The sequence below is a fragment of the Burkholderia sp. 4NA327C6 genome, assembly GCF_005502655.1.
In the GTDB taxonomy this organism is placed as follows: domain Bacteria; phylum Pseudomonadota; class Gammaproteobacteria; order Burkholderiales; family Burkholderiaceae; genus Burkholderia; species Burkholderia contaminans.
The window spans coordinates 32,017-43,531 of sequence record NZ_SCNZ01000060.1 but is presented as its reverse complement, the minus strand read 5'-3'; the positions used below and the strand labels follow the sequence as shown (position 1 = coordinate 43,531).

The 11,515-nt window shown below is 60.7% G+C and carries 14 protein-coding genes; 8 read left to right on the top strand and 6 right to left on the bottom strand.

Translation table 11 applies throughout. The annotated features are described in order from the left end of the window. Window positions 1–143 precede the first annotated feature (143 nt). The 4 genes from FFS49_RS36825 to FFS49_RS36810 form a co-directional block, all read right to left on the bottom strand. A complete protein-coding gene (locus tag FFS49_RS36825) occupies window positions 144–710 on the bottom strand; it encodes a single-stranded DNA-binding protein (protein WP_060091002.1) in 567 nt (188 codons plus the stop codon). 11 nt (window positions 711–721) lie between these two features. Beyond that, the gene (locus FFS49_RS36820) at window positions 722–1,498 is read right to left on the bottom strand and encodes a hypothetical protein (RefSeq protein ID WP_308727904.1); all 777 of its coding nucleotides are present in this window, start codon (window positions 1,496–1,498) and stop codon (window positions 722–724) included. A 2-nt stretch (window positions 1,499–1,500) separates the two neighbouring features. Beyond that, window positions 1,501–1,950 (bottom strand): hypothetical protein, encoded by a 450-nt coding sequence (locus FFS49_RS36815; protein ID WP_060090998.1) that lies wholly within the window; start codon window positions 1,948–1,950, stop codon window positions 1,501–1,503. A gap of 120 nt (window positions 1,951–2,070) precedes the next feature. Next, window positions 2,071–2,418: a hypothetical protein gene (locus FFS49_RS36810; protein WP_226285508.1), complete on the bottom strand. Its 348-nt coding sequence runs from the start codon at window positions 2,416–2,418 to the stop codon at window positions 2,071–2,073. A 405-nt stretch (window positions 2,419–2,823) separates the two neighbouring features. Here FFS49_RS36810 and FFS49_RS36805 point away from each other — a divergent pair, with 405 nt between their 5' ends. The 8 genes from FFS49_RS36805 to FFS49_RS36770 all read left to right on the top strand — a co-directional run bounded on the left by FFS49_RS36805 (window position 2,824) and on the right by FFS49_RS36770 (window position 9,028). After that, entirely contained in the window at window positions 2,824–3,519 is a 696-nt protein-coding gene (locus tag FFS49_RS36805) for a nuclease-related domain-containing protein (RefSeq protein WP_060090995.1), read from the top strand. A gap of 230 nt (window positions 3,520–3,749) precedes the next feature. After that, a complete protein-coding gene (locus FFS49_RS36800) occupies window positions 3,750–4,151 on the top strand; it encodes a hypothetical protein (protein ID WP_081070999.1) in 402 nt (133 codons plus the stop codon). Window positions 4,152–4,155: 4 nt separating this feature from the next. Then, window positions 4,156–5,406: a hypothetical protein gene (locus tag FFS49_RS36795; protein WP_060090991.1), complete on the top strand. Its 1,251-nt coding sequence runs from the start codon at window positions 4,156–4,158 to the stop codon at window positions 5,404–5,406. Window positions 5,407–5,457: 51 nt separating this feature from the next. Then, window positions 5,458–6,660: a FlhC family transcriptional regulator gene (locus tag FFS49_RS36790; RefSeq protein WP_060090989.1), complete on the top strand. Its 1,203-nt coding sequence runs from the start codon at window positions 5,458–5,460 to the stop codon at window positions 6,658–6,660. Continuing rightward, complete coding sequence (locus FFS49_RS36785) at window positions 6,647–6,826, top strand: hypothetical protein (RefSeq protein WP_059889223.1); 180 nt, start codon at window positions 6,647–6,649, stop codon at window positions 6,824–6,826. Before FFS49_RS36790 ends, FFS49_RS36785 begins: the two co-directional genes overlap by 14 nt. Before the next feature lie 12 nt (window positions 6,827–6,838). Further along, on the top strand, window positions 6,839–7,204 hold the full coding sequence (locus FFS49_RS36780) for a hypothetical protein (protein WP_060090987.1): 366 nt from the start codon (window positions 6,839–6,841) through the stop codon (window positions 7,202–7,204). Window positions 7,205–7,367: 163 nt separating this feature from the next. Next, window positions 7,368–7,769 (top strand): hypothetical protein, encoded by a 402-nt coding sequence (locus FFS49_RS36775; protein WP_081071000.1) that lies wholly within the window; start codon window positions 7,368–7,370, stop codon window positions 7,767–7,769. Between the two features lie 236 nt (window positions 7,770–8,005). Beyond that, window positions 8,006–9,028: a CAP domain-containing protein gene (locus FFS49_RS36770; RefSeq protein WP_060090983.1), complete on the top strand. Its 1,023-nt coding sequence runs from the start codon at window positions 8,006–8,008 to the stop codon at window positions 9,026–9,028. Window positions 9,029–9,693: 665 nt separating this feature from the next. On the opposite strand, the gene FFS49_RS36760 is transcribed toward FFS49_RS36770, so the two are convergent. After that, a complete protein-coding gene (locus tag FFS49_RS36760; protein WP_060090979.1) occupies window positions 9,694–10,908 on the bottom strand; it encodes a hypothetical protein in 1,215 nt (404 codons plus the stop codon). A 9-nt stretch (window positions 10,909–10,917) separates the two neighbouring features. Continuing rightward, window positions 10,918–11,511 carry a type 4 pilus major pilin gene (locus tag FFS49_RS36755; protein ID WP_060090976.1) on the bottom strand — a complete coding sequence of 198 codons (594 nt, stop codon included), beginning with the start codon at window positions 11,509–11,511 and terminating at the stop codon, window positions 10,918–10,920. Between the last annotated feature and the right edge of the window lie 4 nt (window positions 11,512–11,515).

Genomic DNA, 11,515 nt, shown 5'->3' with positions numbered 1-11,515 from the left:
GCTCGGTCAGAATTTCGATGCTTTCCACGTAATGACTAGGCTTACTGATAGGCACAAGACTATCCCTTATTTTAAGAGAGTCCTCGTGTCCTCAGATACGTGGGGCCGCTCCACGTGAAGAGGATCGGTGAGCTTTTCCGGGATCAGATCGCGGCCCACGCTTTGCGCGGGTACCACGATTCGAACGGAATATCGTCGTCCATTTCGTCGAGGCCGCCACCACCACCGTAGGACCTCGTCTGATCCGGCGGAGGCGCCGCAGGCCGCGGTCCCGAGCCATTGGTTCGAGCCGGCGCGCGGGTCGCATTGGCCGGAGCCGGTCGGCGCTCGCCCTGCTCGAACCCATCGTCGTCGCCATCACGCCGTGCGTTTCCGCCACGGCCGCCGAGCATCTGCATCTGGTCCGCAACGATCTCGGTCGAGTAGCGATCCTGGCCGTCCTGCCCTTGCCACTTGCGCGTGCGGATGCGGCCTTCGATAAAGACCGACGAGCCCTTCTTCAGGTACTCGCTGACGATCTCGGCCAGACGGCCGAAGAACGCGACGCGGTGCCATTCGGTCATTTCCTTGTACTCGCCGCTCGCCTTGTCCTTGTAGCGATCGGTGGTCGCGAGACGAATGTTCGCCACCGCGTCGCCGCTCGGCAGGTACCGGACTTCCGGATCGGCACCGAGGTTGCCGACCAGGATGACCTTGTTGACTGATGCCATGTACAACTCCTTTATTGAGTAATCGACCAGAGCCACTTGTCCCACATGACTTGCTGGCCATTCACGATCTTCGGTGAACCATCGGACCGCATGGCTGGCACCTTGATCTTCCTGAGGCGTTTGACGCTCACGGTATCGCCAAGGCGACAACCACACTCCGAGATCGCCTCCTTCAAGCCTTCGCCTTGCAGCGTGCGTTCGCCATACGGTGTGTCGAGACGGATCGCAAACGACTTGTAGAAGCGTGAGCCGTTCGAACGACGATCGGGGAATTCGTCCTCGCCCCACCAGGTGATGCGACCGACCACGGCCGCAGACTTGGTGGATTCGTCGCGGCGCGCTCGCGCCGGACGTCGGGACCAGTCGCGCGGGCGCGCGGACTCTTCGGCCGGCGCCACCTCCATCTGCGCATCCTCGGCTGACGACACATTGGCGCCGCTTGGCATTTGGACACCGCCCGCACGCCGAATAGCGGTCGCGATCGCATCCTTCAGCGCGGATCGGTGCTCAGCCCGCATCGCCCAGTGCGGCTCAAGGTCCGGCAGGATCTTGAGACCGAACATCGTGTCGCCGGTGTGATCGTCGAAGGCCGGTTCGAATTCGACAATACAGTCGCCCTCGTCAACGAACAGATGGGGAATGCCGTCGATCGTGACGTGGGTCTCGTTCGACGCGCCCTTTCCGACGACGCGCTCGCGATCCGGTGTGCACGCAGCCGGAGACGACGGCTCGGTCCGCTTGCGCGCTTCGCCTGGAAACGCATTTGCGAGCACGCGCGTGATGAACATCGCTACGCCTGCCATTGCGCCTCCAAGGACAGTTGCCCGCTACACCAGCGGTTAAGCCGCATGTAGTCGAAGTTGAGCAACGGGTTATCTCGGATCACGTCCTGCATTGAGCGCGAGCGAATCCGGCCGAGCGCACAGACGAGCGAATACGGGATCGCGCCGGACCAGAGTTCCATGATCCATCCGAGCGTCGCGTAGTAGTCGGCCTTGTCGACTGGGCGATTGCACAGTCGATCCCGCAGGATCTCCGCACAATCCATCAAAGCCTCCGGCACGCTGTCACCGTGGCGGCTGTCGACCGCGAGGAAGAACACAGCTTCGGCCAGCTGCTCGCGAACGTGCGGCGCCCACTGGGATGGGTCGGGAAGCGGGTCGGGTTTCGGTGGTGGGATGACGATCGGCGACGCGTCGCCGAACATGTCGAGCTGCCAGGCAGCCACATGCGGTTCCATGAGAATGCTCCGGTCGTGCCGGGCAACCTCATCTCCGGGAAACCGGGAACGGGGTTCCCGGCAGGGGTGAGGCGTTGACCGTGCGAATGGCTTCGCACGGTCAACGAGATGGCAGGCGCCTTACTTGGTGCCCGTCTTGATGGGAATGACGACGGCCGATTTCGCGTACTGCCGCTTCGGTGTCGATTCGGTTGCGTCGTTCGCTGCAGGTACTTTGGCGGCACGATGCAACTGTTGCGCAGCGTCCGACCCGGCCGGACGCTCGGCAACTTCGGGCGCTTGCGCCGCCCTGCGACGCTTGTCGAATTCCGTCTTCGCCCAATGGGCAACTGCCAGCATCACGATGCCGGCAACGAAGAACGACGTGGTCGCGATATACAGCACCAGGCAAAGCGCCAGCAACTTGAACGGCGATTTGAACGCGCTCTTGAACAGTAGCGTCAACATCTCTCTCTCCAGAAAAGTCATATACAGAAGGATGTCCGGACAACGTCCGGCGGTTTCGATGCTAGGGACGAGCAAGGAAATCGGCGCGAAGCGCTTTCGTGCGCGGCCGCAAGGCCCGCGCACGAAAATGCTCGGCGTCGATCAGGAAAGGATGCGGGCAGGCCGCAAGAGGCGAGACCGTCAGGTCCGGGAGGTCGATGCGTCGGGGAAACGCGTAATAGGCCTAGCGTATCCGGTTCGTACCCGGCGGGTCGCCCGAATGCTCGGCAATCTCGTATAGGTTTGGTGGAGCGCATCCGGTTCAACCGGTTGAGGGGCTTAACCCGGAAAGCTCCTGAAAATCGTATAGCTTTTGCCGATTCCGAGGACTTGACTTCGCAAACCGCGCGGCAGACTGAATGCGTCACTCACTTCAAGGCGCTCGTCATGTCTTCCATTCTGATCTTCGCGTTCATCGGCTACTCGCTCTACATGGCATTTCGCAAGCAGCGCCCCGCTCAATCGAGCAAACCGCCCGTCTCGCGCAGCCACGCTTCGGGCGACGTCGGCGAAGCACGGGTGTGCACCGAACTCGATCGCGTGCTCTCGTGGCTCTGCGGCGACGATTACTACGTGCATCCAACGGCCTTGTTGCTGAATCACGCGCCCGGTACGGATTTTGCGACCGCCGAAGTCGACCACCTTGTCATCGCGCCGTTCGGGATTTTCGTCGTCGAAACTAAACACTGGGCCGCTCGCATCGCACCGGGCAGCGACGCGACCACGCTGTTGTGCCATCTGCCCGGCGGCAGGCTCGAGGAGCGGCGCTCGCCGCTGAACCAGAACCGCTCGAAGGTTGCATTCCTGCGCAGCATGTTGCCCGCTATGTGGGACGTCCACGGTGTCGGCGTGTTTTCCAGCGACGTCTGCACGCTGTCGCCGGCGCTGCCGATCGATCTGATTCGCGCGTCTGACCTCGGTCACTGGCTGCGCGAGAAGAAGAATCGCCACGCGCTCTCGGGCCGGCCTTCGATCAAGGTCAAGCTTGCCCGGGACGCGATTCGTCACCTCAGCGTTGACGATCCAACAGGGGCAGCTATCGAAATCCATCGCCGCAAAATCCAGCAATCTTTACCGATCTGAGGAAGTATTCCTAATGTTTCGGTCAATTCTGCCGACAAATTCCTAATCCATAACAATTCGAGTCCGCTCAAAAGCAGGGTGCTTTCGTGCAGCTTTTCGCCAGGACGAAGTGAAAACGCGGCGTATGCTGGGTTCGCCACCCGCCCAAACTACTTGTCGCCATTGAGATGCAGCCGAGGAATCCGACTGCGCCGGCAATGGCTCCAACCGGACATTTCGGAGAAGGAAACGTGTCCAACCATCCATCCAAGAAACCCCGCCTCGACGAGGCTTCTGCGTCGACCCAAGACGACGCGCGCAGTCGTGATGCGACTCAAGAGGCTGCCGGCCTGTCTTTGGCGAGTCTCTCCACCGATATCCTCAACGGCGTGATCGGCCATAGCGAGGAAGTGGCGTCGATTCTGGGCAGCAAGCTGCAGGAGTACCTGCGCATCGGCTACCACTTCGCCGCCATCCGTGATGGCATCGTCAGCGGTTACGTCGTCCGCCATGGCGACACTCCCGCGACGCGCGAAAGCGCGCGGAAGGTCGCCTACGACTTTCTGACGCGGAAATTCCACAAGCCGAACGCGACCGTTCGGCTCTATATCCGCTGCTACGAGAAACTGGCGAGCAACATCGCATCGGGGTGAACACGTGTCCAAGAATCTGCCCAAACCTATCCAGTCTGACGACGATTTCAACCCGACCGTTCCTGACGGCGGGCGCACTGTTGCCGACGACGTTGAATCCAGTGCCGATCTGACGGCGAACTTCGCTCACATTCCGACCCAACTCGAGCTCGGCACCGCCGCGCGTGAAATGTTCACCGGCCTGCCCGACTCGCTGATTCGCACGATCATCGAGGAAAGCGAGGAAGTCGCGCACTCAACACGCAAGATCCTGCTCGAGCACATGCGGATCGGCGGCAACTTCGTGCACATTCTCACCGGCGTCGTGGGTCATGAGGTGACGCATAAAGGTGACACTGTCGCCGTGCGCAACCGCGCGAAGGAACTCGTTTACGACTACCTGACGAAGGTGTTTCGCAAGTCGAAGTCGTCGGTTCGGCTGTACATCCGCTGTTACGAGAAGTTCGCAAACAACATGCGCGCCGTCGAGATCCTCTCGCACAGCGACATGGCGCTGCTGGTCGGTAACGACATTGGCGACGAGGTGGTCGAGATGGTCATCGACGCCAAAAGCGAAAACCCGAACTTGAGCAAGCGGCAAGTCGAGCAGCTCATCGCGAACTATCAGGACAAGCTCGCCGAGAAGGCCAATCAGGTTGAAATGGTCACAAACGATCTCGCGAATACGGTCGGCCGGCTTGACGATGCCCAGGCGGAAATCGATCGCCTTGCGGCGGAACTTGATCGAACGCGGCAAGAGCAAGCCCGCGAGCGCGAGAGCTCGCAAGCCACGTCCGTCGAGTTGGCGAACGTGAGCAAGCAGGTCAGCACGCTGCAGCACGAACTGGCGAGGCGAGAGCACGAAGTCAAACAGATCACACACGACCTTGCCCACCTGAAGGCCAACCCGCTGAAGGAACAGGTGCCGGTCCCGACGGTTCCCGACGAATTCACGAACCTCGAAGATGCGCTCGCAACCAAGCTCGCTGAAGTGAAGGAAGCCCGCGCCAGTCTCGAATCAATTCAGGCGGAAAAAGAGGCGCTCGAAAGCGAACTCCAGCAGCAAAAGGCGGCGCTCGAGGCTGGTGAAGCACTGGAAAAGAAGATCCGCGCGCTGATCGAGAAGTTCGGCGCATTCGCCCAGGACTACCACAGCGCGCAGTTGCTGGCGACCGCGGACGGCCGTCCCGCGCGCTTCCAACCCCTGTTTGTGGCGCTCGGCGACCTGATCGGCAAGTTTCATGGGGAAGTGATGGCTGCGACACGCGCAGCATGATGGTTCGGGAGCGGCCGCTCCCGAATTGGCAGGGGATTGAGAGAACTACAAATGGAAAAGAAGAATGCCCGAGAGACCTACCGGTCCGTCGAACGCCTCTACGTGCCTCAATGGCTGACGGAACGGATCCAGGTCACGAATTTCGATCTGGTCGACCACATGAAGTGGCTGCTCCAGAAAGATGGTCGGTTTAACGAGATCCTCGCCGTCGAGCGCAAGGAAATCGAGCACTTCAAGCACAACGAGTCGTCGCTGCGCAATTTGCTCCACACGCCATTCCTGATGGTCGCGCCGACGCTGCAAACGGTGGAGGACTGGCGCTGCTTCATCGACGAGACGGCGACGACCGTCGCGGTCGACGAACTGCGCCGCAAACTGCCGGAGTTGGATGCGCTGTCGACGTACTCGGTGCAACAGCACAACCGCATGTTCCTGGACCTCGTCACGAGCGTGATCCACATGAGCGTACTGGCGGCGCCCCTGCTCGGCATTACGACCGAGGTGGCCGCCTATCTGGTGTCGGTGCCGACTTACAAGCTGCGCCTCGCACTTGGGCGTATGCGCGGTTTGCCACTGTTTCGCTGGCGTTTCAATGCGCCGACCTTCTGGTACCAGTTCACGGCAAGCACGTTGACCGACGAAATGGTCGCCCACCTGATCATGGAAACCTCTCCGATTCGCGTCGGGGAACTGCCCAGCAAGGCCGGTTGGAGCGAGCTGCGCCTGCCGCGTGAGCGCAACGAAACCTATTCATACGCGATGATGGCCTACGGGTGCCGGGCGTCCACGGCCGCGGCCCTGTTCCGCCTGAACCAGAACGCGATGCGCCAGCGCTACTTCGAGATGCACGGCGTCAGCTCCCCCTGCGGGAACGTGCCGACGTCGCTGACGTGGTTCGTCGAGACGCCGCACAACCGGCTGCATGCCACTTTCTACACGTGGCTGTACCGCGCGGCGCTCGCCGCGGGTGGGAACGCGCCGGAGGCGCTGATCGCGACAAACGACATCTATCAGCAACTGTTCGGCGGCAAGCCGGATATTTCCGCAGATCGCGGCTGCAACCTGACCCGCTCGATGGCGGCCGATTCGCGCCTGACGATTGCCCCGTGCCGCACTTGCCGAACCCACTATGTGGTCAGCAACAACGACGCCAAGATCGAGATGCACCAGAGCTTCGACTGCCCGGCCTGCAATCGGCAACTTGGCGAGAAGAAGCGTCACGCACGTGCACGGGCCGGCCATGGGAAGTCGTGAGCAAGAGCCGTCTCTGCCGGCAGGCTTCGTCGTGTTCAGTGCGGACGGCCGTGCGCAGTTCGGTTGGCTGAATCCTGAAACCGAGCAGTACTGGTCCGAGGCAACCGGCGAGGTGATCAGGGATGCGGTCGGCGCGGTGCCGTGGGTGGCGGATCGCGCGCACTGAAGGAGCTCTGCGATGGACGATTACGCTTATCTAGTGGCCGAGAGCAACGCCGCGTGGCTTTCCGGGCGAGGTGACGGGCGCTTCGAGCGCTACGAGCAGTTCTATCGCACGCAGTGCGGTGCAGGCGCCGACAGGTTCGACCTCGAGCGAACCAACGAGGAATATGTCGCATGGGTCCATCGGCAGCCTCCGCGCCTGCTCGCGTTACTGGCCAAACCCGTGGTCGGCAAAGTGTTCGTCGCGTTTTTCTGCGTGTACATGGCCGCCCAGTTCGTCCCGATGATGGCGGGACAGGCACCGCGCGCCAGCGGCGTGCTACTCGGCGCGACATTTGTCGGTCTTCGGATCTTCCACTGGCGACACCGCAAACGAAGGTGACCGATCCGGCTGATGCCCGCCCACGTGGCGGGCTTTTTGTTGGACACCGCATTTGCGCCGGACGGAACTGCAAATTGACTTTCGCAAAGACCCGCATGCTGGTTCGAGCGACTGGCGATACCATGGCGGGCGAAATTGTACTGAACCCGTGGAGACCAAAAAATTGAATCGAAAACTCACGTACTTGGCATTGGGATTCTGCATGTTTGCCGCGATGTCCGGCTGCAAGCAGGCATCCGTCGATTCGCTTGAAGGCGAATACGGCGTCGCCGAAAACGGAAAAATCGTTCCGTTGATCAAAGTGGAGAAGACCGACAGGGGATACGTCTTCGACGACTACCAGTCCGGCAAGTGGCGTACCGGCACTGAAGTCGCGCGCCCCCTGAAACCTGAGGAATTCGAGCAGATCATGGGCGCAAAGATCCAGGGACCATTCGATGGGCTACAGACAAAGATGGCGATGTTCGCGAAAGTCCAACCGGGCTTCACTGCCGGCGACTTCAAGACGTCGACCGGGTACATGATGGCTTTTATGCTCGGGCCGATCGAACTCACGAAAATGTAAGCGCATCCGGCCGACGGCCGGGCGACTGGATTCCATGGTGCCCGCCATCGGCCCCGCCGTACCTGTGATTCAAGTCCTAACCCAAAACGGCCGATATCAGGAACTGGCGATCTTTTGGCTCGGCCCGGCCGCACCAAGAATCGGAAATCGGCGGCGCAGACTTGACTTCGTCAGGCGGTCGATAAGATGAAATTAAGGGTGTGCAACGGGCGCGCCCAACAAACGAGGAACAGCAAATGAAGAAACTCAAGACCACCTCCCTTTGGGCCCTTTCGATCGCGGCACTTCTGGCGCTCGCAGCCTGTGGTGGTGGCGGTGACGGCGGTAGTTCCACGGGCTCGACCGGCAGCGGTTCCGGCTCATCGGGCGGCGGATCGACGCCGGTCGCCGTTACGGGAACACTCGATTCGCCGCAGTATGCGCAAGGCAGCGCGCAGCTCGCCGCGTTCAATTTGCTGAACCAGTACCGCACGCAATGCGGCTTTCCGGCTCTCAAGGAGAACACCGTTCTCGATCAAGCGGCCCAGGCCCACGCGAAGTATTTGGGTGTGAACAATACGATTACAGACACCGAAGTTTCCGGAAACACCGGATTCACGGGAGCAACATATGTCGCCCGCGCCGTCACTGCTGGCTTTCCCAGCGCGGCTAATGGGTCGGGCGCCAGCGGGGGAAACACGTCGCAAACCACGAGTTTCTCAGCATCGGCATCCGGACAAGAATTCATCAATTCTCTGATCGCGGGCGTTTACCACTCCGGAGTGGTTCTTTACCCGGTCAATACAGTCGGCATTGGCGAGTACGAAACTCAAGCCACATCTAGCGGTATCACGTGGACGTCTGCTTGGCAAAGCCTGAGTCTCATCAACACGCAGACGCAGACGTTAGGTAACTCCCCCGTCACCTTCCCGTGCCAAGGTGTCACTGGCGTTCCCTATAAGTCGACGGGGGAGAGCCCGACGCCGCCGAATGTCAGCGGCTCTGGGTGGGGTACCCCTGTTGTTATGATGGGCGACTCCACGGACACGATCGTGCTGCAGTCTGGCTCGATGACCGATACGTCCGGCAATGTTTTGAGCCTTCAGTTGCTATATTCGGCGAACGATCCGAACAAGATCGTCCAGGCATACGAAGCCGTTGCTTATCCGGCGTCAGCCTTGCTGCCGAACACTACATACACCGTGTCGATCACTGGAACGGTGAACGGCTCCCCTTTCTCTCGCAACTTCAGCTTCACGACGGGCAACATCGTGGGCTGAATTGCTGGCAACAACGAGAAGCGCCCGGACGGGCGCTTTTTTCCTAGTTGCCGGCCTGGTAGCCGTCATACTCCACAATCCAAAGTTGATAGATGGCTCCGTTATCGATTCTCACGAAGCATGTTGCATCGTACTGATTCGTTGACAGGTCACCGTTAATATACGGAGGCCCAATCGCCATCCCATCGTCCCCCCCCATCGTCGCTACCCCCGTTCCGAAGGTGTATGGGTTGAACATACTGTTTGTGAAGTGCGTGGAATATCCTCTCGCTGCAGCAGCTTGGTTGCAAATTTGCGCCCAATTCGTCTGAGCCGGGAGCTGGGGGGCTGGCAACTGGCATACCGGCTGACTCCAACTAGACCCGTTCCACATGGGAGCGCTTGTCATAACCTGCCCAGCAGGGCAAGACGGCGGAGCTTGGTAATTGCACTGCGGTGCGCTCCAGCGTGCCCCCTGCCAGACAGCAGCGGTCGTAGTCGTCCAACCCGGCCCCGTCGAACACAGCGGTTGCGGGATCGGCCCATTTCGGAGCGGTGTCGTACACGTCGAGTCCTGATAACCGTAAGAGCAGCGCACCGGCGCGGCGTCAGCATGCCCTGCCATGGTCAGCCAACACACGAATGCGAGCATCACTCGCAGCAAGAAATTCATTTCTTCACTTCCGTTAATACGCGCAATAGGTCTCGACAACCGCTGAACCGCTAATCCCGCTGCCATTCCCGTCTGTAATCGAAACTGTCCACGGGCCCGAACCCGACGTCGTGACGTTCACGGTCGCCGTTGTGTCGACATAGACGTTCTGCAGATTCGCGACAATTTGCGGCGTCCCGCCAGCCGAACAGGGCGGCGCCGGCACACCCCAACCGTTCTGGACGAGGTAGTAGTTGTAGCGCAGGGCGGTGCCGCCGATCGGCAGCCACACGTTGTCCTGACATGACAACCATTGCCCACGACCATCGCTGTTCTGGGCGGCCGCGCCATTGACCGGACACGACGTTCTTGGTGTGGCAATCGCCGCCGGCCGTACCGTCCCTTCGGCGATCACGTCACCAGAATGCAGCGGCACAAAGGTTGCCGTACCACTCTTGAGGATCTGCAACATGCCATTCTGGTAAACGTTCGTGTTGCCCGATCCGTCATTCACGACCGTTGAGACGCTTCCATTGTTGTTTGAGAGCAGCTGCTTACCCTGCACATTGCCCGTTGCCGTGACATTTTTCAGGTTGTCGATGCTCACGCCGTTGGCGTTCTGGTCCCCGGTCCAGGTCAACGAGCCATCGCGACGGATGTACACCGAGTTGCCGTTCGTCGTCGGCCCATTCGTTGCCATCACGACGGCGGCCGGTGCGCCAGCTAAGGGATTCGATGCATTCCACGCGCCATTCAACCCATAGACCGTCGACGAATTCTGTGTCTTCGAAAAACCGAATCCGTTGCCGGCTGCCTGCGCGACGACACCTGCGCCCGCGACATCGGGCTGCCCATTCTTTGTGACCGGCTTGGACGGGTAAAACAGATAGGAAACCTGACACGACGATCCGCCCGTCGAGCAGCCGGCCGGCCCGACGCTCATCTGGATCATGTAGGTGTCGCCCCAGATCGGGCCGGCCGCGTAGTTGACCTTCAGATAGCCGCCCGACTGCAGTTGCGCCAAAGTCGGTGGCGTGACTGCCGTCGGCCCGGGTGCGACCAGCTGAGCAACGAGTGCGCCGTAGTTGTCCGTCACCCAGTTTCCAAGCGCGGCGTTGATCACCGCCTCATTCTGGCCTTCGGCCGTCAGCATCGCCGTTCGGCGCTTCGCCACGTCATCCTTGATGCCCTGAATGGTCAGCAGCGCCATCGCAACGAGGACGATCGCCATCTCGATGATGCTGAACATGGCCCGTCCTTAGTTGCCGTGGGTCGCGTACATCGCGATGCTCGCTGTCGCGCCAGCGGATGCACATGCCTGTCCCACCGTCGTCCCGTTGAACGTGGTCGATGGGCCGGAGACCGTCGTGTTGTTGATCTTGACCATCGTGTACGCGCCCGCGATCGCTCCTGCAGCCAGCGTGCACACGGTCGCCGGCACCGGATACGTCAGCACCATTGCGTCGTTGCCCGACGAGACCGTGCCAGGTGCCGCGCTCACTGAACCACCGAAGATGCCCGTCAGGGTCCCCGATGCAAGATTGATCCGCGACCCTGCAGAATCGAAAGCGTGGTTCTGCGCGAGCGTCGTCAGCGTTTCGCCCGAAAAATCGATGTCGCTTGAGGTCGCGTCCTGAATGCCGCTGCGGAACAGTTGCGCCTCGCTCTTGAACTGATGCGCGTGGATGCGATCCATCACATAGCCTCGCCCCTGATAGACGATCAAGGCAAGCAGTGCCGCGCCGGCCATCACGGCAGCGGCTTCGATCATCGACAGCTCGCCCTTCTCCTTGCGGCGCCGCACGATTCGGGAATAGGGATTCGTTCGTTTAATCGGCATGTTGTTGTTCATGATG

Coding starts and splice junctions, on each gene's coding strand:
- FFS49_RS36805 (WP_060090995.1), top strand. CDS start 2,824: ATGTCTTCCATTCTGATCTTCGCGTTCATCGGCTACTCGCTCTACATG.
- FFS49_RS36825 (WP_060091002.1), bottom strand. CDS start 710: ATGGCATCAGTCAACAAGGTCATCCTGGTCGGCAACCTCGGTGCCGAT.
- FFS49_RS36760 (WP_060090979.1), bottom strand. CDS start 10,908: ATGTTCAGCATCATCGAGATGGCGATCGTCCTCGTTGCGATGGCGCTG.
- FFS49_RS36785 (WP_059889223.1), top strand. CDS start 6,647: ATGGGAAGTCGTGAGCAAGAGCCGTCTCTGCCGGCAGGCTTCGTCGTG.
- FFS49_RS36755 (WP_060090976.1), bottom strand. CDS start 11,511: ATGAACAACAACATGCCGATTAAACGAACGAATCCCTATTCCCGAATC.
- FFS49_RS36815 (WP_060090998.1), bottom strand. CDS start 1,950: ATGGAACCGCATGTGGCTGCCTGGCAGCTCGACATGTTCGGCGACGCG.
- FFS49_RS36780 (WP_060090987.1), top strand. CDS start 6,839: ATGGACGATTACGCTTATCTAGTGGCCGAGAGCAACGCCGCGTGGCTT.
- FFS49_RS36810 (WP_226285508.1), bottom strand. CDS start 2,418: ATGACTTTTCTGGAGAGAGAGATGTTGACGCTACTGTTCAAGAGCGCG.
- FFS49_RS36790 (WP_060090989.1), top strand. CDS start 5,458: ATGGAAAAGAAGAATGCCCGAGAGACCTACCGGTCCGTCGAACGCCTC.
- FFS49_RS36820 (WP_308727904.1), bottom strand. CDS start 1,498: ATGTTCATCACGCGCGTGCTCGCAAATGCGTTTCCAGGCGAAGCGCGC.
- FFS49_RS36770 (WP_060090983.1), top strand. CDS start 8,006: ATGAAGAAACTCAAGACCACCTCCCTTTGGGCCCTTTCGATCGCGGCA.